Origin of the sequence: Aphanothece microscopica RSMan92 (assembly GCF_046613545.2) — a bacterium.
In the GTDB taxonomy this organism is placed as follows: domain Bacteria; phylum Cyanobacteriota; class Cyanobacteriia; order PCC-6307; family Cyanobiaceae; genus NIES-981.
Map to the genome: position 1 here is coordinate 44,984 of NZ_JBKKKY020000009.1, position 17,841 is coordinate 62,824.

The window sequence follows — 17,841 nt, forward strand, 5'->3', positions numbered from 1 at the left end:
CGGGGGAAGGCCGAGCGGCCAAGCCATAGAATGGATTAACTCATAGTCGCTACGGATAGAGGCGCCGTTATGGCCCGCGACCCAGGCCGTGTCCTGATCTTCGACACCACGCTGCGCGATGGCGAGCAGTCGCCGGGCGCCAGCCTCAACCTGGAGGAGAAGCTGGCCATCGCCCAGCAGCTGGCCCGCCTCGGGGTGGACATCATCGAGGCCGGCTTCCCGTTCGCCAGCCCCGGTGATTTCAACGCCGTGCAGCGCATCGCCGAGAGCGTGGGCCATGCCGATGGTCCGGTGATCTGCGGCCTGGCCCGCGCCGCCGCCGGCGACATCAAGGCCTGTGCCGATGCCGTGGCGCCGGCCGTCCGCCGGCGGATCCACACCTTCATCGCCACCAGCGACATCCACCTGGAGCACAAGCTGCGCAAGAGCCGCGCCGAGGTGCTGGCGATCACCGGCGACATGGTCGACTACGCCCGCTCCCTGGTGGACGACGTGGAGTTCTCCTGCGAGGACGCCGGTCGCAGTGATCCGGAGTTCATGTATGAGGTGATCGAGGCGGCGATCAAGGCCGGCGCCACCACGATCAACATCCCCGACACGGTGGGCTACACCACCCCGGCGGAGTTCGGCGAGCTGATCGCCGGGATCAACGCCCACGTGCCCAACATCGACCAGGCCGTGATTTCGGTGCACGGCCACAACGACCTGGGCCTGGCCGTGGCCAACTTCCTCGAGGCCGTCAAGAACGGCGCCCGCCAGCTCGAGTGCACGATCAACGGCATCGGCGAGCGGGCCGGCAACGCCTCGCTCGAGGAGCTGGTGATGGCGCTGCACGTGCGCCGCAGCTACTTCAATCCCTTCCTGGGGCGGCCGCCCGAGAGCACCGAGCCGCTCACCGGCGTGCGCACCGAGGAGATCACCAAGACCTCCCGCCTGGTGAGCAACCTCACCGGCATGGCGGTGCAGCCCAACAAGGCGATCGTGGGCGCCAACGCCTTCGCCCATGAATCCGGCATTCACCAGGATGGGGTGCTCAAGAACCGCCTCACCTACGAGATCATCGACGCGCGCACCGTCGGCCTCTCCGACAACCGCATCTCCCTGGGCAAGCTGAGCGGCCGCAGCGCCTTCCGGGCGCGGCTGGAGGAGCTCGGCTACGAGCTCACCCGGGAGGACCTCGATGACGCCTTCGCCCGCTTCAAGGAGCTGGCCGACCGCAAGCGGGAGATCACCGACCGGGATCTCGAGGCGATCGTGAGTGAACAGGTGCAGCAGTACGACGAGGGGCGCTTCACCCTCAAGAGCGTGCAGGTGAGCTGCGGCACCGGCCTGCAGCCCACCGCCACCGTGACCCTGATCACAGCGGACGGCGCCGAGATCACCGAGGCGGCGATCGGCACCGGTCCGGTGGATGCGGTGTGTCAGGCCCTCAACCGCCTCGCCCAGGTCCCCAACGAACTGGTGGAGTTCTCGGTGAAGAGTGTCACCGAGGGCATCGACGCCATGGGGGAGGTGACGATCCGGTTGCGCCACCAGGGGGTGCTCTACTCCGGCCATGCGGCCGACACGGACATCGTGGTGGCCGCCGCCCAGGCCTTCGTGAATGCCCTCAACCGGCTGCTGAACGGCAGCCATCAGCAGCCGCTTCACCCCCAGAAGGCACCCCTGCCCCAGCTGGGCGATCTGCCCCTGGCCGACCGGCCCCGGGTGTGACGCGCCGTGAGCCCGTACCCTGCCGCACCGCGCCGTTCCCTGCTGGCCTCCTCGCTGCAGCTGGGGCTGTTGCTGCTGGTGGCCCTGGCCATGCTGGTGCCGCTGCTCTGGCTGGTCAGCACCTCCCTGAAGGGACCGGCGGAGGACATCTTCACCAGCCCGCCGGCCCTGCTGCCCGCTGAGCCCAGCCTGGACGCGTACCGCCGTCTGTTCGCCGACAACCCGATCGGCACCTACCTGATCAACAGCACCATCGTCAGCGTGCTGGCGGTGGTGGCCAACCTGCTGTTCTGCTCCCTGGCGGCCTATCCGCTGGCGCGGTTGCGCTTCGCCGGTCGTGGGCTGGTGCTGGCGCTGGTGGTGGCCACGATCCTGATCCCCTTCCAGGTGGTGATGATTCCGCTGTACCTGCTGATGGTGCAGATCGGGCTGCGCAACACCCTCTGGGCCCTGATCATTCCCCAGGCCGCGACAGCCTTCGGCATCTTTCTGCTGCGTCAGAGCTTCCTGGGGGTGCCGGTGGAGCTGGAGGAGGCGGCGCGCAGCGATGGCTGCACCCCGCTCGGGGAGTGGTGGAACGTGATGATTCCGGCCGCCCGGGCGGATCTGATCACCCTGGCGATGTTCGTGTTCATCGGCACCTGGAGCGATTTCCTCTGGCCGTTGGTGATCCTCGATGAGCCGCAGCTCTACACCCTGCCGCTCGGCCTTCAGCAGCTCGCCAGCAGCTTCTCGCTCGACTGGCGGCTCGTGGCGGCCGGCTCGGTGATCTCGATCCTGCCCGTGCTGCTGCTGTTCATCGCGCTGCAGCGGTTCATCCTCCCGAGCGCCACCGGCGATGCGGTGAAGGGCTGAGGGGGGTGAGGGGCGGAAGCTGCAGGCTCAGGGCTGGTTCTCCGGAGCCGCCGCCGGATTGGGGGATGCCACCGGCGGGGGGGTGGGAACCACCGGCTTGAGCGGCGCGAGCTCAGGGGGCTTGCTGGACGTGGAGCGCTGCAAGCGACGCATCTCGGCCTTGAGGGCCTCGTTCTGGGCACTGAGCACGTCGATGCGGCTGGAGTTGCGCTCCACCACCTGCAGCCGTTCCACCGTGGAGCGCAGCTGCTGTTCCAGGCCGGTGGTGCGCTCCAGGGCCCGGCTGTTCTCCAGCCCCTGAAGCCGGTCCTGCAGTTCGCGGATCTGGCTGCCCTGCTGGCGCGCCTTGCCGATCAGCACGAGAAACAGCACGGCCAACAGGGCGCTGAGGCCGGCCTGAAGCCAGTTGACCCAGTCGGGAAGCTGGGGCAAGGACCCGGATTTGGACGCCGAAGCGCCGGGGGACTGGGCCATCGAGAAGGGCTCCTGCTGGTGATGGGCCGCGACGTCAATCCTGCCCGATCATCCGGGGCGATGCCTTGCCCCGCCAGAGGCTGTAGTGATTCGGCTCAGCGGCTGAGCCCAGGGCTTCATCGCAGCAGTTCATCCCAGCAGTGCAGCGCCCAGCAGTGCAGCGCCGAGCCGTTTCCGGGGGGCAGGGCCTTCCCCTGCCGTCTGCTCTGGTGACTGTCTCGTGTCAATCAGGTTGAACGCTGCGGATGCCCTGTCCTGCGGCGGCGATCCTGGGCTAGGCCGCCCGCACGGCGCCGCGGGCGAGTTCGCTGCGGAAGGCGGCCACCGCCTGCTGCAGGCCTTCGGCCAGGGGGATGCGGGCCCGCCAGCCCAGGGCCGCCAGCCGGCTCACATCCAGCTGCTTCTTCGGGGTGCCGTCGGGCTTGGTGGTGTCCCAGAGGATCTCGCCGCGGAAGCCCGTGGCGGCCGCCACCGCCTCCGCCAGCTCGCGGATGCTCAGATCCACCCCCGTGCCCACATTCAGGAACGCCAGCGGTGCGCCCGCGTCATCGCAGGGGGCGGCGGCGGCGGCCGGATCCCAGTGCTCCAGGGCGAACACGCAGGCCTCGCCGAGATCGTCGGCATGCAGGAATTCCCGCAGCGGCGTGCCGGTGCCCCAGCAGGTCACGCTCGGAGCGCCGGCCTCTGCCGCCTCGTGGAAGCGGCGGATCAGCGCCGGCAGCACGTGGCTGTTGGTGGGGTGGTAGTTGTCGCCCGGCCCATAGAGATTGGTGGGCATCAGGCTGATCGCATCGAAGCCGTGCTGCAGCCGCAGCGCCTCGCCCAGCTTGATGCCGGTGATCTTGGCGATCGCGTACCACGCGTTCGTGGGCTCCAGCGCCCCGGTGAGCAGGGCCTCCTCCCGGATCGGCTGGTCGGCGAACTTCGGGTAGATGCAGCTGCTGCCCAGGAACAGCAGCCGCCGCACACCGGATCGCCAGGCCGTTTCGATCACATGGTTCTGGATCTTGAGGTTGTCGAGCAGGAAGTCGGCCGGGTAGGTGGCGTTCGCCTGGATGCCGCCCACCTTCGCCGCCGCCAGCACCACCACATCCGGCCGCTGCTCGCTGAACCAGCGCGCCACCGCCGCCCCATTGAGCAGATCCAGCTCCTGACGGCTGGCGGTGAGCAGCGCTCCGCCCCGCTCCGTCTCGCCGTAGCCGGCCCGCCGCAGCGCCCGGCCGATGGCGCCGCCGGCCATGCCGCGGTGGCCCGCCACGAAGATGCGGTCGGAGGGATACAGCAGGGAAGGGGTGGTCATGGATGACGTCTCCAGAGGCAGTGACCAACGCGCTGCACATGATCCGCCAGATCGGCGGGCAGCTCATGCTGCAGCACCAGATCCACGCGCCAGGGCAGAAGCAGATCATCCACCGCGGTCATCAGCCGCAGCCGATCGCTGTGGGTCATTGCGGGTGCGTCCAGGCAGAGGTCCACGTCCGATCCCGGCTGGTGCCGCCCCATCGCCCGGGACCCGAAGAGCCAGACGGCCTGCACGTGTGGTTGCGCTGTCACCAGATCCAGCAGCCGGATCTGGGCCGCCTCAGGGAGGCCGGCGATCACGGGCGTTCCTGCCGCAAGCGTTGCTCCAGGCTCCTGTGCAGCTGCTCCAGCGCCTTGCGGTAGTTGCCGATGCGCTGCTGCCAGCGGATGTCTTCGGCCATCAGCCCCGTGTTCCCCGCGCCCTCTCCACGGCCAGGGGGTTGGTGGGCGGGTTCTCCATCGAGCCCACCACCTTGAAGCCCTTCAGCCGCAGGATCGCCTCCTTGCGCGCCTCCTCCTTGTCCGCCGCCACCATCTCCGCCACCAGCTCCTCCAGCGTGGTGGTGGGGGTCCAGCCCAGCCGCTCGCGTGCCCGGGTGGGATCACCCAGCAGCGTCTCCACCTCCGCCGGGCGGAAGTAGCGCGGATCGATCCGCACCACCACCTCACCGCTGTCGCGCCGGCCCACCTCGTTGACCCCTTCGCCCTCCCACTGGATCGGCCCCCAGCCCAGTTCCGCCGCCGTGAGCTCGATGAAGCGCCGCACGCTCTCCTGCCGCCCCGTGGCGATCACGAAATCCTCCGGGCTCTCCTGCTGCAGCATCCGCCACTGCATCTCCACGTAGTCGCGGGCGTGGCCCCAGTCGCGCAGCGAATCGAGGTTGCCCATGAACAGGCACTCATCGAGCCCCTCGTTGATGCGCGCCAGGCCGCGGGTGATCTTGCGCGTCACAAACGTTTCACCCCGCCGCGGCGATTCGTGGTTGAACAGGATCCCGTTGCAGGCATACATCCCGTAGGCCTCGCGGTAGTTCACCGTGATCCAGTAGGCGTAGAGCTTGGCCACCCCGTACGGGCTGCGAGGGTAGAACGGCGTGCTCTCCTTCTGCGGAATTTCCTGCACCAGGCCGTAGAGCTCGCTGGTGCTCGCCTGGTAGATGCGGGTCTTCTGCGTCAGCCCCAGGATGCGCACCGCCTCGAGGATCCGCAGCGTGCCCAGGGCATCGCTGTTGGCCGTGTATTCCGGGCTCTCGAAACTCACCGCCACGTGGCTCTGGGCGCCGAGGTTGTAGATCTCATCGGGCTGCACCTGCTGCACGATCCGGATCAGGTTGGTGCTGTCGGTCAGATCGCCGTAATGCAGCACCAGGCGAGGATCGCTCTCGTGGGGGTCCTGATACAGATGGTCGATCCGCTGCGTGTTGAAGCTGCTGGCCCGCCGCTTGATGCCGTGCACCACATACCCCTTCTCCAGCAGCAGCTCCGCCAGGTAGCTGCCGTCCTGCCCCGAAATCCCGGTGATCAGTGCCGTGCGCGGCATGGGGGTCTCCTCTCAGGCCAGGCTGGAAGTTACTCCCGCTCGCCACAATGAGGGCAGTAAACCTGTGCGCCAGCTCCACCGCGCTGTGCGCCAGGTCCGCCGCGATGCCCGCTGGCTGTGGTCACGCCGCTCGTAGCCTGGGCGCCAGCACTTCGAAGGTGAGGCCCTGGCCCAGGTGACCCAGGAGCATGCCCTGCTGCAGCAGGCGTTCACGGCCGCCGAGCTCCGCTTCGAGCCGGCCCTGCGCGAACAGCTGCAGGCGGTGAACGCCGAGCTGTGGCACTGCGAGGAGGCCATCCGCGCCTGTGAGCGCCAGAGCGACTTCGGCCCCGGCTTCGTGGAGCTGGCCCGCCGCATCTACCGCCTCAACGACCGCCGCTCCGCCCTCAAGCGCGCCATCAACCTCCAGAGCGGCAGCGCTCTGATCGAGCAGAAGAGCTACACCACCTCCACCCACCCTCCGTTGCGGCCATGACGATCCTGGTGACCGGCGGCGCCGGCTACATCGGCAGCCACACCGTGCGCGCCCTGCAGCAGGCGGGCCAGCCGGTGCTGGTGCTCGACAACCTCGTCTACGGCCACCGGGCCATCGCCGAGCAGGTGCTGCAGGTGCCGCTGCTGGTGGGGCAGCTGGGCGATCGCCCCCTGCTCGATGCCCTGCTGCAGGGTGACCATCCCCTGCTGCCGGCCGGGCCGGTGCGGGCCGTGCTGCACTTCGCCGCCTATGCCTACGTGGGCGAGAGCGTCACCGACCCGGCCCGCTACTACCGCAACAACCTGGGCGACACGCTGGTTCTGCTGGAGGCGTTGCACGCCGAGGCCCAGCGCTGCGGCAGGCCCATCCCGCTGGTGTTCAGCTCCACCTGCGCCACTTACGGCATCCCCGCGCCCGATCAGATCCCGATCAGCGAGCGCTGTCCCCAGGCGCCGATCAATCCCTACGGCCGCAGCAAGTGGATGGTGGAGCAGCTCCTGGCCGACTTCGGCGCCGCCTACGGCCAGCCCAGCGTGATCTTCCGCTACTTCAACGCCGCCGGTGCCGATCCCGCCGCCGACCTCGGCGAGGACCACGACCCCGAAACCCACCTGATCCCCCTGGTGCTCGAGGCCCTAGCCGGCCGCCGCGAGGCGATCCAGGTGTTCGGCCGCGACTACCCCACGCCCGACGGCACCTGCATCCGCGACTACATCCACGTGGGTGACCTGGCCGCCGCCCACGTGCTGGGCCTCGAGCGGCTGCTCGAGCGGGGCGGCCAGCACATCTACAACCTCGGCACCGGCAGCGGCTACTCGGTGCAGCAGGTGATCGACGCCGCCCGCGCCCACACCGGCCGCGAGCTGCGGGTGATCGAGGCCCCGCGCCGCCCCGGCGATCCCGCCGAGCTGGTGGCCGACGCCGCCAAGGCGATGGCGGAGCTGGGCTGGAAACCCCAGCGCTCCGAGCTGGCCACGGTGCTGGCCGACGCCTGGGGCTGGCACCAGCGCCGCTGGGGCTGAGCGCTCAGGGGCGCTTCAGGCTGGCCAGGTTGTCGCGCTCGCAGCTGCGGTAGGCCGCCAGGGCCTCGCTGTTCAGACCGGCATTCAGGCCAGCGTTCAGAGCGGCGTCGGAGCCGGCAGCCAGCACCGCCGGGTTGGCCTTCACCAGCGCCTGGCGCTGCTGCTCCCGGCGTGCCACGAGCCGCTGGCGCTCCTGCCGCTGCTCCGCCTGCCAGCGCGCCCGGCGCTGCTGCTCCTTCTGCTGCCAGGCCTGCACGGCCTGCTGGTGGCGTTCGCGCTCCAGCTCCTGGTCGCTGATCGTGAAGCGCTGCAGCTCGGCCGGATCCGGCGCCTTGGGTCTGGCGGTGGCGCTGTAGCGCCGCTGCTGCAGGTTGGCCAGGGCGGTTTCGGTGGCGGCCAGCGCATCGGCCGCCTTCACCAGCTCCGCCTGGCCTGCCCGGCAGCGCTCCACCAGGGCATCGAGCGCCCGCCGCTGGGCTGCTGCCGCCTGCAGCGCCTGCTCCTGGCGCTGGCGCTCGGCCTGCTGCGCACGGTTCTGGCAGCTGCCCAGCAGCACCCCCGCCGCGAGCAGGGCGAGCGCCAGGGCGGCTGCCGGGGGCCTGGATCGGGGGTTGGGGGGCACCATGGCCGAGGGCGTGAGGGGCGCGCGGGTGATGGGAAAGATAGGGGGGAGGGCACCCACCCAACCCCTGCCGTCACGGGCTGTCAATGCCGGGCCTGCCGCGCTGGGCGGCGGCCTGCACCAGCCGCTGCTCGGTGGCCCGGTACACGGCCTCGGCCTCCGCCGCGCTGCGGCCGATGCAGGTCATGCCCAGCTTGCCGTACTCCGACAGGCAGCCGAGCAGGTGGAACACGCTGCCGCGCAGCTGGGCCGGGTCGTAGTGCAGCCCCGCCTCGGCCACGATGTCGATCAGGTCGATCGGCAGCAGGCCCCGCAGCTGCGGTGAGCAGAGGTTGTCGGTGGCCCGGTAGAAGAGCGGCGTGCCCGTGGGCGAGCGGTAGAGCCCGTCGCCGGGCTCCAGCCGGCCGCTGGTGATCGCGTTCAGGGCCATGTAGGGATGGGTGGTGCCCCCCTGGCGCAGGTTGATCTCGATCGCCTGCAGGTCCCAGCGCTCCCCGAAGCGGCGCGCGATGAAGTCCACCGCGTAGCGCTCCAGTGCCCCCTCCTGGGCCAGCGCCTCGCCCACCCGCGCCCCGTGGCGCATCAGCTCCTGCCGGTAGGGGTCGGCCGCCGGGAAGCGGCAGCCCAGGTAGGTCTGCCCCCCCGGGCCGCCCAGCACCTGCTCGTGGCTGGAGAGCACCTCCACGCCCCCCGGCCGGCCCTCCGCCCCGGGATGGATCGTGCCCTGCACGCTCGGGGAGCGCAGCTCCGCGCCCCCCTCCAGCCAGGCCTCCACCAGAGCGCCCTGCTGGCTGAGCAGCTCCCGCCAGCGCGGCGAGGGCATCGGCAGGGTGTCGAGGGCGGTGCGCAACCGCTGGCGCCGCTCCCGGCCCGAGAGCTGGTCCAGCTGCAGCGGCTCCAGCGCCAGCCGCGCATTGCCCTCGCCGCTGAAGCCCTCGTTCAGCTTCACCACGCAGCTGCGCAGCTCCGGATGGGCCTCCCACAGTTCGGCGGTGGCCTCCGCCAGCCGTTCGAGGTCATGCACCGCCTCCGTGCCGGGCGGGTGGGGCACGCCGCAGCGGGCGAACAGGGCACGGCTGCCCGCCTTGCTGCCCCAGTGCAGCAGATCCGGTGGGGTTCCCAGCAGCGGCACCTGCAGCCGCTCGGAGAGCTGCCGTTCCAGATCGCTCACCACGAAGCAGCTGATGAAGCTGCGGCCCGGCCGCAGCAGCTCGGCCATGCGGGCCAGCAGGGCGGGCCGCTCCAGCAGCTTGGCCGTGAGCGGGCGGTTCGAGGCGTCGTCGGTGTCGAACAGGTGCAGCCGCCGCCGGGCGTGGGAGGTCGGGACCCCGGGCAGCAGCTCCAGCACCGCATCCACCACCAGCTCGCCCAGGGGTTTGCTGCTCGCGTAGAGCATCCGCACGCCGGGGTGGCGCAGCCCGATCAGGGCGAACAGCTGGCGTTCCTCGTAGTGGTGCGACCCGGTCACCAGGTCCATCTGGCTCTGGTCCATCGACAGCGACGGCACCATCAGCACGTCCACGTCCGGCCCCCGGCCTTCGGTGGTGTGCCCCCAGGAGGGCTGCAGCTGACGCTGCAGCTCCCGGAAGCGGAGGGGCGGGAGGGGCACGGCTGGACCTGGAGACGGGTGGGCCGGTCGGGGCGGGTGGGCCGCTCTGCCCCATCCTGCTGCCGAGTCGCCGCCTTGCCACCGCCGGTAACGTGCGTCCCAGCAGTCGCAGGGTGTGGGCCCATGAACCGTCCCCGTCCCCTCGCCTCGCTGCTGATGGGTCTGGCCAGCCTCGGCCTGGCCGTGCTGGTGGCCGGTTTCATCGAGGAGGGCGCCAAAGCCCATCTGCGCCGTGGCAACACCCATCTGGCCGCCGACACGCTGGCCATGCGCTGGTCTCCGGCCATCTTTGCCCTGGCCGGTGCCCTCTTCCTGGGCCGCGGCCTCGTCCAGACCGCCGTGCTCCCCTGGCGCCGCTCGCCGGAGCACCTGCGGGCGCCCGGCCCCCGCCGCCCTCCTGAGAGCTGGCGGCCGTCGCGGCAGCGCCAGCTGCTGCGGCCAGCGGCCGCCCACGGCCTCGACCACTACGGGAGGGCCTGCCTCGAGCTGGGGGTGGAGCCCGGCAGTTCCTGGTCGACCATCCGCGCGGCCTGGCGGCGCAGCCTGCCCGAGTGGCACCCCGATGTCGGCGGCGATCCGGAGCTCTGGCACCGCCGCATGGCGGCCTACCGGCTGCTGGAGGCCTGGGAAGAGCTGCGCTCCTGACGCCCAGTCCCAGACCAAGGCCCGGCTCAGGCGCTGAAGGCCTTCCGCGGCGGAATCGGGTAGGGGATGCGGCGGTGGCGCATCCGCTTCCACACCCGCACGAACGCCCGGATCAGCAGTTCCAGCTCCGCCCGGCTGATGCCGCTCTGGGCCAGCTGGCCATCGCGCTGCCGTGCCTCGAGGATGCGGCGCACCATCGTGCGGGCTTCGGCTTCGTTCGTGCCGGGGGGCAGGGAGCGCAGGGCCGCCTCACAGCCATCGGCCAGCATCAGGATCGCGGTCTCGCGGCTGCGGGGCGTGGGCCCCCGGTAGCGGAACATCGCCTCGGGGATCGAGGGATCCCGCTCCCGGGCCTGATGCAGGAAGTAGCCCATCTTGAGGGTGCCCTGGTGCTCCGGGATGAAGTCCGCCAGGGGGCGCGGCAGCCGGTAGCGCCGCGCCAGCTTCAGCCCCTCGTCGACGTGGGCCTGCAGGATCGCGGCGCTGGCGAAGGGGTCATCGAGCTGGTCGTGGGGGTTGGCGCCCTCCTCCTGGTTCTCGATGAACCACTTCGGGCCATGCAGCTTGCCCACGTCGTGGTACAGCGCGCCGGTGCGCACCAGATCCACATCCGCCCCGATGCTGCGGGCCCCCTCCTCCGCCAGGCCGGCGATCATCAGAGTGTGCTCGAAGGTGCCCGGGGCCTCACAGGAGAGGCGCCGCAGCAGGGGACGCTCCAGGTCGGCCAGCTCCAGCAGCCGGGTGCGCGTCATCAGCCCGAAGAAGGTCTCCACCAGGGGCGCCAGCAGCAGGCCGGCCATCAGCAGCCCGGCCAGCAGCAGCGCCTCGCTGATCAGATCGACCTGGCCGGGCTGCCCCCGCCCCTGCAGCAGCATCCACTGCACCAGCAGCGCCACGGCCGGCAGCAGCACGGCGAGCTGGAGCAGCTCCGCCCGGCTGCGCTGGCGGCCGGCCAGCACGGCGGCGATGCCGGCGGTGGCCGCCGCCAGCAGCAGGCGCAGCCCGAGGATCGCGCTCAGCGGCAGCGGCCAGAGCATGCTGGCGGCGGCGAGCCAGGCGAGGCCGCAGGCCGTGCCCAGCCCCTGGGCCAGCAACAGGGTGGGGGGCACCAGCAGCACCATCGGACTGGCCAGCGGACCGAGCCAGAGGTGGATCCCCTGCACGGCCAGCAGCGTCACCAGGGCCAGCAGGGCCTGCCGCGGCTCCAGGCTGGTGCGCCAGCGCCGCAGCAGCAGCACCATCACGCCGCAGATGGCCAGGGCCTCGAGGAAGTGGGCCAGCCAGGCCAGCGGCCGCGGCCGCCGGTTCACCAGGCCGAAATAATCGAGCACGTCGAAGGCCTGGGCGTTGATCGTCTCGCCCTGGCGCACCACCAGATCGCCCTGCTTCACGCCGATCGTGGGAATGCCCTGCTGGGTGATCAGCGATTCGATGCGCCGCTGGCTCAGGGCCGGGTCGCTGCGCAGGTTCGACTGGCTCTGCAGGGTGTGCACCAGCAGCCGGGCCCCGAGGTTGCGGGCCTGGGGGGGGAGGCGCTCCAGCTGCAGGGTGGCGGCCTGCAGCAGCTGGCCTTCCGACACCCCCGGTGCCAGGCCCTGGCTGAGCATGCGCAGCTGGGCCTGGCGCACGTCCCGGCTCCAGCCGGTAAGCGCGACGCTGCTCAGGCCCTTCAGCCAGCGGCGTTCCTCCTCGCTGAGCGTCACCGGTTCGACCCGGGCCTGACCGCTGCTGGCACCCGCCTCGATCGCCTGGAGCAGGTCATCGAGCTGGCGGCGGAGCACCATGCTCGCCTGCTCGTCCACCACCTGCACCGTGGTGCGCGGCAGCATCTGTTCGCGCCGCTGATCCAGGGCGCTGCTGTCCACCACCCGCGCGGCCTTCTCTGCGCGGTAGGTGAACGGCGCCACCATCCCTGGCCGCAGGTTGGGTTCCGCCAGCCAGGGCCAGCTGGTGAGCAGGGCCACCAGGGCGCAGACCAGCAGCACCGACGCCGTGTCCTGGCCCCGCCAGCAGGCCGGGGCCTGGAGCGGACACTCCGTGCGCAGCCATCGCCGCCAGAGTCTTCTCAGCCGGCGCTGAAGCCCGCTGGTGAACGGCCACCCAAGCATCCCAGGACGCTAGCCGCCACGGCGGCTTCCGCGTTGCAAGCTGGTGGCACAGCAACGCTCTGATCCATGGCCACCCGTCTCGATGGGCGTCAACTGGCAGCCGAGATCGAAGCCCGGCTGTCCCGCACCATCGCGGAGCGCCTCGAGCGGGTGGGCCGGGCCCCCGGCCTGGCCGTGCTGCGGGTGGGCGACGACCCGGCCAGCGGTGTCTATGTGGCCAACAAGGAGAAGGCCTGCGCCCGGGTCGGCATCGCCAGCCACGGCGCCCATCTGGCCGCCGCGACGCCCGCCGCCGAGGTGCTGGCCACCATCCGGCGCCTCAACGCCGACCCCGCCGTGGACGGCATCCTGCTGCAGCTGCCCCTCCCGGCCGGCCTGGATGAGGGGCCGCTGCTGGAAGCCATCGACCCGGAGAAGGATGCCGATGGCCTGCACACCCTCAACCTGGGGCGCCTGCTCAAGGGCGAACCCGGGCCCCGCAGCTGCACCCCGGCGGGCGTGATGGCCCTGCTGGCCCGCCATGGCATCGCGCTGGCGGGCTGCCGGGCCGTGGTGGTGGGCCGCAGCATCCTCGTCGGCAAGCCGATGGCCCTGATGCTCCAGGCCGCCGATGCCACCGTCAGCGTGGCCCACTCCCGCACCCGCGAGCTGGCGGCGCTCACCCGCCAGGCCGATCTGCTGGTGGTGGCCGCCGGTCGACCCGAGATGGTCGGTGCCGAGCACGTGCGGCCGGGGGCCGTCGTGGTCGACGTGGGCATCCACCGCCGGCCGGAGGGCGGACTCTGCGGCGATGTGCGCGCCGCCGAGGTGGAGCCCCTCGCCTCCGCCCTCTCGCCGGTGCCGGGCGGGGTGGGCCCGATGACGGTCACGATGCTGCTGGTCAACACCGTGGTGGCCTGGTGCCGCCGCCATGGCCTCGACCACGACCTGACGGATCTGGTGGTCTGAACGGACCTGGTGGTCTGAGGCCCGACCGGATCAGCGGCGCCGGCGCAGCCAGTCCCCCAGCCGCCGCGGCAGCGACCGGCGCAGCGGGCGGGGCCGGCTGGCGGCCACACCAGGGGCTGCCTGGGGCCCCAGCAGCACCGCACCCTGGGCGGCGAGGGCGGCCAGTTCCCCCTGGAGGTGGTGGCGGTCCTGGTCCTGCAGCTGCTCGGGCCGCAGACGTTCCAGCAGCTTGCGGCTCTGGCGCAGGTTGTTGAGCAGTTTCTGGGGGGTCTGGCCCTGGCGGATCTGCAGCCGCACCGCATCGAGGGCCTCCTGCACGGCGGCGGCCCGCACGGGGCGCCGGTGGGGGGCCCTCGCGATCCGGGTGAGCTCCTGGAGCAGGGAACGGGAGAGTTCGGGCGCGCCGGCCTCGTCGGAGGCGTCGCCCAGGCCCCAGTCCTGCCCCAGGCGCTGCAGGGTCAGGGCCGGCAGCTGGGGGGTCGGCGGCGGGCTGAACGGGAAGTGCTTCGGCAGGGCGGGATCGAGGCCCTCCCGGCGTTCGATCAGCAGAAAGCCCAGCTGCCGCCAGGGCCGTTGCAGCCGCCGCGGCAGGCCCTCCAGCTGCGCCGCCAGCCCCACGAACAGGGCTTCGGCATCGGCGATCGACGAGTAGCGCCGCGGCGCCGACGCGAAGGTCTCCAGGAAATCCTCGGCCAGGGCCAGTTCGCCGAGCTCCCGGGCGAGCTGGGCGGGATCCCCCAGGCGGTAGGCCTCCTTGATCCAGTCGTCGGCCAGGCCCAGCCGGTCGTGCTGCTCCCGCAGCTTCAGCCGCCGTTCCACCCAGCCGTAGGCCAGCTTGGTCTCGGGAGCCATCTGCAGGCTGGCCTCCAGATACTCCAGGTCGGCCCGGCTGACCTCCGGCGGCAGGATGGCCACCAGGGGTTCGCGGAAGCGGCCGTAGCGCTCCGGGTCCGTGTCCAGCAGGGTGCGCATCGCCGCCAGTCGCCGGTTGCCGTTGATCACGACCCCTTCGGCGTCCACCAGCAGCGGCTCGGTCTGCACCGCCAGGCGCTGCAGTTCCTGCAGGATCGGTCCGCGCGGATCCCGCGCCTTGGTGACCAGCAGGTCGTGGAGCAGGGCCTGGGTGCGGGGGCTGGCTTCCTCGGCGTGCAGCTTCGGCAGTCCGTCGGGCCGGGCGCCCAGCCGCTCCTCCAGATCGGCCAGCAGGCGGCCGTTGTCCACCCGGTACACCAGCAGCTCCTGGCCCAGCGGGGCGGCCGGCACCGTGCGGGGGCCGTCGTGCAGGGTCACCCAGTGGTCCCGCACGGCGGCGGCCGCGGCGGCGCTGATGCGGGCCCGACGTTCGGCGGCGTTCAGGAGCTGGGGCAGGACCATGGGCAGCGTTCCGGGGACGATCTCCAGTGTGAGCCCCCCGGCCCGATGGGGTGGATGTCTTGGCGGGGGTATGGGTTGCCTAGTGTGTGCGCTCGCGGCAGGCGGCCGGAACGGCGGGAGATCGCCTGAGAGAATCGCCGCCGATCCCGATCCCCCATGACTGCGGCGGTGAGCACGACCCCTGGCGGCACTTCTGGCCCGGACACCGGGGAGCGAAGCGCGGTCGGCCAGGCTCCGCCGGGGTTCGATTTCGGGGCCTATCTGGAGGCGGCCCGGCTGCGGGTGGAGGCGGCCCTCGATGGCGCCCTGGGGCCCGAGCGTCCCGAATCCCTGCGCCAGGCCATGCGTTATTCGCTGCTGGCCGGCGGCAAGCGTCTCCGTCCGATCCTCTGCCTCGCCGCCTGTGAACTGGCCGGTGGCGACGGCGACCGGGCCCTGCCCACTGCCGTGGCCCTGGAGATGATCCACACGATGTCGCTCATCCATGACGACCTGCCCGCCATGGACGACGACGATCTCCGTCGCGGCCGGCCCACCAACCACAAGGTCTACGGCGAGGCCAACGCGATCCTGGCCGGCGATGCCCTGCTCACCCGGGCCTTCGAGATGGTCGCCCTGCGCAGTCCGGATATCCCCGCCGAGCGCCTGCTGCGGGTGGTGGGCGAGTTGAGCCTGGCCTCCGGCGCCCCCGGGCTGGTGGGGGGGCAGGTGGTGGATCTGGAGTGCGAGGGCAAGGATGTGGACCTCGACACCCTCGAGTACATCCACCTCCACAAGACCGGCGCGCTGCTGCGGGCCTGTGTGATCACCGGCGCCATGATCGCCGGGGCCCCGGACGACCTGCTCACGGCCCTGCGCACCTACGCCCGCGGCATCGGCCTGGCCTTCCAGATCATCGACGACATCCTCGATGTGACGGCCAGCAGTGAGGTGCTGGGCAAGACGGCCGGCAAGGACCTCACCGCCGACAAGACCACCTACCCCAAACTGCTCGGCCTGGAGGCGTCGCGTCAGCGGGCCGAGGACCTGGTGGCCGAGGCCAAGGCGGCCCTGGCCCCCTTCGCCGCGGAGGGCAGGGCCGCTCCCCTGCTGGCCCTGGCGGACTACATCACGAGCCGCGATCGATGATGGCGGTCGCCCATGACCTCAGCCCCCTCACGGCACTCTTCGGCAACGGGGTTCTCTGGTGGGGGCTGGCGGCCTGTGGCCTGGCCCAGCTCTCCAAGCTGCTGATCGAACTGGTGCAGCACCGCCGCTGGCGGCCGGCCGTGCTGTTCGAGACCGGCGGCATGCCCTCCAGCCATTCCGCCCTGCTCACCGGCACCACGGCGGCCCTCGGCTGGCAGCAGGGATTCGGCGATCCCCTCTTCGCCCTGGCGGCCACGCTGTGTTTCGTGGTGCTCTACGACGCGGCGGGGGTGCGCCGTGCCGCCGGTCTCACCGCCCAGCGGCTGAATGGCCTGCCCGACACCCTCTGGCCCGGCCCCGCCGGGGATCCGGAGCCGGCCGTCGCCGCGTCGGGAGCCGTGCCGCCCCGTCCCCCCCTGAAGGAAAACCTGGGGCACACCCGCCTGGAGGTGCTGATCGGCAGCCTGATGGGGCCCGCCGTGGCCCTGCCCGGCCTGGTGTTCGTGGGTTCGCCGCTGGAGCTGGCCCTGCGCTGGGGGATCCTCCCCCAGCTGGCTTGAGCGCCCTGGCCCTCACCGCCGACCAGCAGGCCGCCGCCGAGGCCTTCGCCGCCTGGCTGGCGGGGCCGGCAGAGGGTACCCCCTTCGTGCTCAGCGGCTACGCCGGCACCGGCAAGACCTTCCTCTCGATGGCCTTCCTGGCCCAGGCGGAGGCCGCAGGCCTGTGCTGGACCGTGGTGGCCCCCACCCACAAGGCGGTGGGCGTGCTGCGGGACCACCTGCGCCGCGCCGGCCTCGCGCCGACCTGGTACCCCTCCACCATCCACCGGCTGCTGCGGCTCAAGCTCAGGCGCCAGGGGGATCGCGAGCGCTGCGAGGAGACCGAGCAGACCGCCGGGGCGCTGGAGCACCTGGGGCTCGTGCTGATCGACGAGGCCTCGATGGTCGACAGCGACCTGCTCGAGATCACCCTGCGCTGTGCCCACCCGTTCCGCACCCGTCTGGTGTTCGTCGGGGATCCCGCCCAGCTGCCCCCGGTGGCCGAGCCGCGCAGCCCGGTGTTCGCCCTGGGCCGCTCCGCCGGCTCGCAGCTCACCGAAGTGGTGCGGCACCAGGGGCCCGTGCTGCGGCTGGCCCGCGGCATCCGCGAGGCGATCCTGCCCGGCCGGCCGCCACCGCCCCTGCCGCCGGTGCGGACCGCCGAGGGCATGGTGGCCCTGCTCAACCGTTCCGACTGGCTGCGGGCCGCCCAGGACGCGATGCGCCGCAGCGCCGAGACGGACAACCCAGATCTGGCCAGGATCCTCTGCTACACCAACCGTTCGCTGGAGCGGCTGGTGCCGATTGCCCGGCGGGCCCTGCATGGCGCCATGGCCGACCAGCTGCCCGTGCTGCCCGGGGAGGTGCTGATCAGCCGCAGTGCGGTGATGGCTCCGGCCTGCCGCGAGGGGGAGGACGCCGCCGAGGAGCCCGACATGGTGCTGGGCTCGAACCGGGAGCTGGTGGTGCGGGATGTGACCCCGGAGCGCTGCGACCTGGCCGATTTCGGGCTGAGCAGCGCCGACCTGGGCGGGGAGCTGGCGGTGCCGGTGATCGACACCCTCACCGCCACGGTCGAGACGGGGGAAACCCAGCTGACGCTGCGGTTGCTGCCGGCGCTGGCCTCCCCGGGGCGCGCCGCCCTCGAGGCCGTGCTGGCGCGGCTGCGCCAGCAGGCCCGGCTGGCGGGAAAGCGGGAGGGCAAGGCCCTCTGGCGGCGCTTCTTCCTGGTGCGGGATGCCTTCGCCGCCCTCGGACCCGCCGCGGTGCTCACGGTGCACCGCAGCCAGGGCAGCACCTTCGCCCAGGTGTTCGTCGATGCCGATGTCTTCTGGCCCCAGGACCCGGTGCTCCGCCGCCAGCTGCTCTACGTGGCCGTGAGCCGCGCCAGCGAGTCCGTGGCCCTGATGGCGACGCCGGCCGCCCGCGACGAGGCCCGGATCTGGGCCGACTGGCTGCAGGATGACGCGATGGGCTGATCGGAGCTG

At 71.8% G+C, this 17,841-nt stretch carries 17 protein-coding genes; 9 read left to right on the top strand and 8 right to left on the bottom strand.

Annotation, left to right across the window (positions count from 1 at the left end; genetic code table 11):
- Positions 1 to 69 precede the first annotated feature (69 nt).
- Both ACLD7X_RS04195 and ACLD7X_RS04200 read left to right on the top strand, forming a co-directional pair.
- Positions 70 to 1,713 (top strand): 2-isopropylmalate synthase, encoded by a 1,644-nt coding sequence (locus tag ACLD7X_RS04195; RefSeq protein ID WP_411422228.1) that lies wholly within the window; start codon positions 70 to 72, stop codon positions 1,711 to 1,713.
- A gap of 90 nt (positions 1,714 to 1,803) precedes the next feature.
- On the top strand, positions 1,804 to 2,568 hold the full coding sequence (locus ACLD7X_RS04200; RefSeq protein ID WP_411422258.1) for a carbohydrate ABC transporter permease: 765 nt from the start codon (positions 1,804 to 1,806) through the stop codon (positions 2,566 to 2,568).
- A gap of 27 nt (positions 2,569 to 2,595) precedes the next feature.
- On the opposite strand, the gene ACLD7X_RS04205 is transcribed toward ACLD7X_RS04200, so the two are convergent.
- From ACLD7X_RS04205 to gmd, 4 genes are all read right to left on the bottom strand, one after another.
- A complete protein-coding gene (locus ACLD7X_RS04205) occupies positions 2,596 to 3,000 on the bottom strand; it encodes a hypothetical protein (RefSeq protein ID WP_425625090.1) in 405 nt (134 codons plus the stop codon).
- Between the two features lie 316 nt (positions 3,001 to 3,316).
- Positions 3,317 to 4,342 (bottom strand): GDP-L-fucose synthase family protein, encoded by a 1,026-nt coding sequence (locus tag ACLD7X_RS04210; RefSeq protein WP_411422230.1) that lies wholly within the window; start codon positions 4,340 to 4,342, stop codon positions 3,317 to 3,319.
- A complete protein-coding gene (locus ACLD7X_RS04215) occupies positions 4,339 to 4,644 on the bottom strand; it encodes a nucleotidyltransferase domain-containing protein (protein WP_412006726.1) in 306 nt (101 codons plus the stop codon). The genes ACLD7X_RS04210 and ACLD7X_RS04215 overlap by 4 nt, the downstream gene beginning before the upstream one ends.
- A gap of 100 nt (positions 4,645 to 4,744) precedes the next feature.
- Positions 4,745 to 5,884 (bottom strand): GDP-mannose 4,6-dehydratase, encoded by a 1,140-nt coding sequence (gene gmd / locus ACLD7X_RS04220; RefSeq protein ID WP_411422232.1) that lies wholly within the window; start codon positions 5,882 to 5,884, stop codon positions 4,745 to 4,747.
- 175 nt (positions 5,885 to 6,059) lie between these two features.
- Here gmd and ACLD7X_RS04225 point away from each other — a divergent pair, with 175 nt between their 5' ends.
- Together ACLD7X_RS04225 and galE are read left to right on the top strand one after the other, a co-directional pair.
- Positions 6,060 to 6,359 carry a DUF6165 family protein gene (locus ACLD7X_RS04225; RefSeq protein ID WP_411422234.1) on the top strand — a complete coding sequence of 100 codons (300 nt, stop codon included), beginning with the start codon at positions 6,060 to 6,062 and terminating at the stop codon, positions 6,357 to 6,359.
- A complete protein-coding gene (gene galE, locus ACLD7X_RS04230) occupies positions 6,356 to 7,381 on the top strand; it encodes a UDP-glucose 4-epimerase GalE (protein WP_411422235.1) in 1,026 nt (341 codons plus the stop codon). Before ACLD7X_RS04225 ends, galE begins: the two co-directional genes overlap by 4 nt.
- A 4-nt stretch (positions 7,382 to 7,385) precedes the next feature.
- Here galE and ACLD7X_RS04235 read toward each other — a convergent pair whose 3' ends face one another.
- Both ACLD7X_RS04235 and ACLD7X_RS04240 read right to left on the bottom strand, forming a co-directional pair.
- Positions 7,386 to 8,006: a hypothetical protein gene (locus ACLD7X_RS04235; RefSeq protein WP_412006725.1), complete on the bottom strand. Its 621-nt coding sequence runs from the start codon at positions 8,004 to 8,006 to the stop codon at positions 7,386 to 7,388.
- 70 nt (positions 8,007 to 8,076) lie between these two features.
- A complete protein-coding gene (locus ACLD7X_RS04240; RefSeq protein WP_411422237.1) occupies positions 8,077 to 9,612 on the bottom strand; it encodes a peptide ligase PGM1-related protein in 1,536 nt (511 codons plus the stop codon).
- 123 nt (positions 9,613 to 9,735) lie between these two features.
- On the opposite strand from ACLD7X_RS04240, the gene ACLD7X_RS04245 reads away from it, so the two are divergent.
- Positions 9,736 to 10,257, top strand: a complete 522-nt coding sequence (locus ACLD7X_RS04245) for a hypothetical protein (RefSeq protein ID WP_411422238.1) — start codon at positions 9,736 to 9,738, stop codon at positions 10,255 to 10,257.
- Between the two features lie 26 nt (positions 10,258 to 10,283).
- On the opposite strand, the gene ACLD7X_RS04250 is transcribed toward ACLD7X_RS04245, so the two are convergent.
- Complete coding sequence (locus ACLD7X_RS04250) at positions 10,284 to 12,365, bottom strand: HDIG domain-containing metalloprotein (RefSeq protein WP_411422239.1); 2,082 nt, start codon at positions 12,363 to 12,365, stop codon at positions 10,284 to 10,286.
- 66 nt (positions 12,366 to 12,431) lie between these two features.
- Between ACLD7X_RS04250 and folD the strand changes: the two genes are divergently transcribed.
- Positions 12,432 to 13,313: a bifunctional methylenetetrahydrofolate dehydrogenase/methenyltetrahydrofolate cyclohydrolase FolD gene (gene folD / locus ACLD7X_RS04255; protein WP_411422240.1), complete on the top strand. Its 882-nt coding sequence runs from the start codon at positions 12,432 to 12,434 to the stop codon at positions 13,311 to 13,313.
- Positions 13,314 to 13,343: 30 nt separating this feature from the next.
- Here the strand turns inward: folD and ACLD7X_RS04260 are convergent, their stop codons facing one another.
- Positions 13,344 to 14,687, bottom strand: coding sequence for a hypothetical protein (locus tag ACLD7X_RS04260; protein WP_411422241.1), 1,344 nt, complete (start codon positions 14,685 to 14,687; stop codon positions 13,344 to 13,346).
- Positions 14,688 to 14,855: 168 nt separating this feature from the next.
- Between ACLD7X_RS04260 and crtE the strand changes: the two genes are divergently transcribed.
- The 3 genes from crtE to ACLD7X_RS04275 are packed head-to-tail and all read left to right on the top strand — an operon-like array spanning position 14,856 to position 17,832.
- Positions 14,856 to 15,815, top strand: a complete 960-nt coding sequence (crtE, locus tag ACLD7X_RS04265) for a geranylgeranyl diphosphate synthase CrtE (RefSeq protein ID WP_411422242.1) — start codon at positions 14,856 to 14,858, stop codon at positions 15,813 to 15,815.
- Positions 15,812 to 16,375 carry a divergent PAP2 family protein gene (locus tag ACLD7X_RS04270; RefSeq protein ID WP_411422243.1) on the top strand — a complete coding sequence of 188 codons (564 nt, stop codon included), beginning with the start codon at positions 15,812 to 15,814 and terminating at the stop codon, positions 16,373 to 16,375. The genes crtE and ACLD7X_RS04270 overlap by 4 nt, the downstream gene beginning before the upstream one ends.
- Positions 16,372 to 17,832, top strand: coding sequence for an AAA family ATPase (locus ACLD7X_RS04275; protein WP_411422244.1), 1,461 nt, complete (start codon positions 16,372 to 16,374; stop codon positions 17,830 to 17,832). The genes ACLD7X_RS04270 and ACLD7X_RS04275 overlap by 4 nt, the downstream gene beginning before the upstream one ends.
- The last annotated feature ends 9 nt before the right edge of the window (positions 17,833 to 17,841 follow it).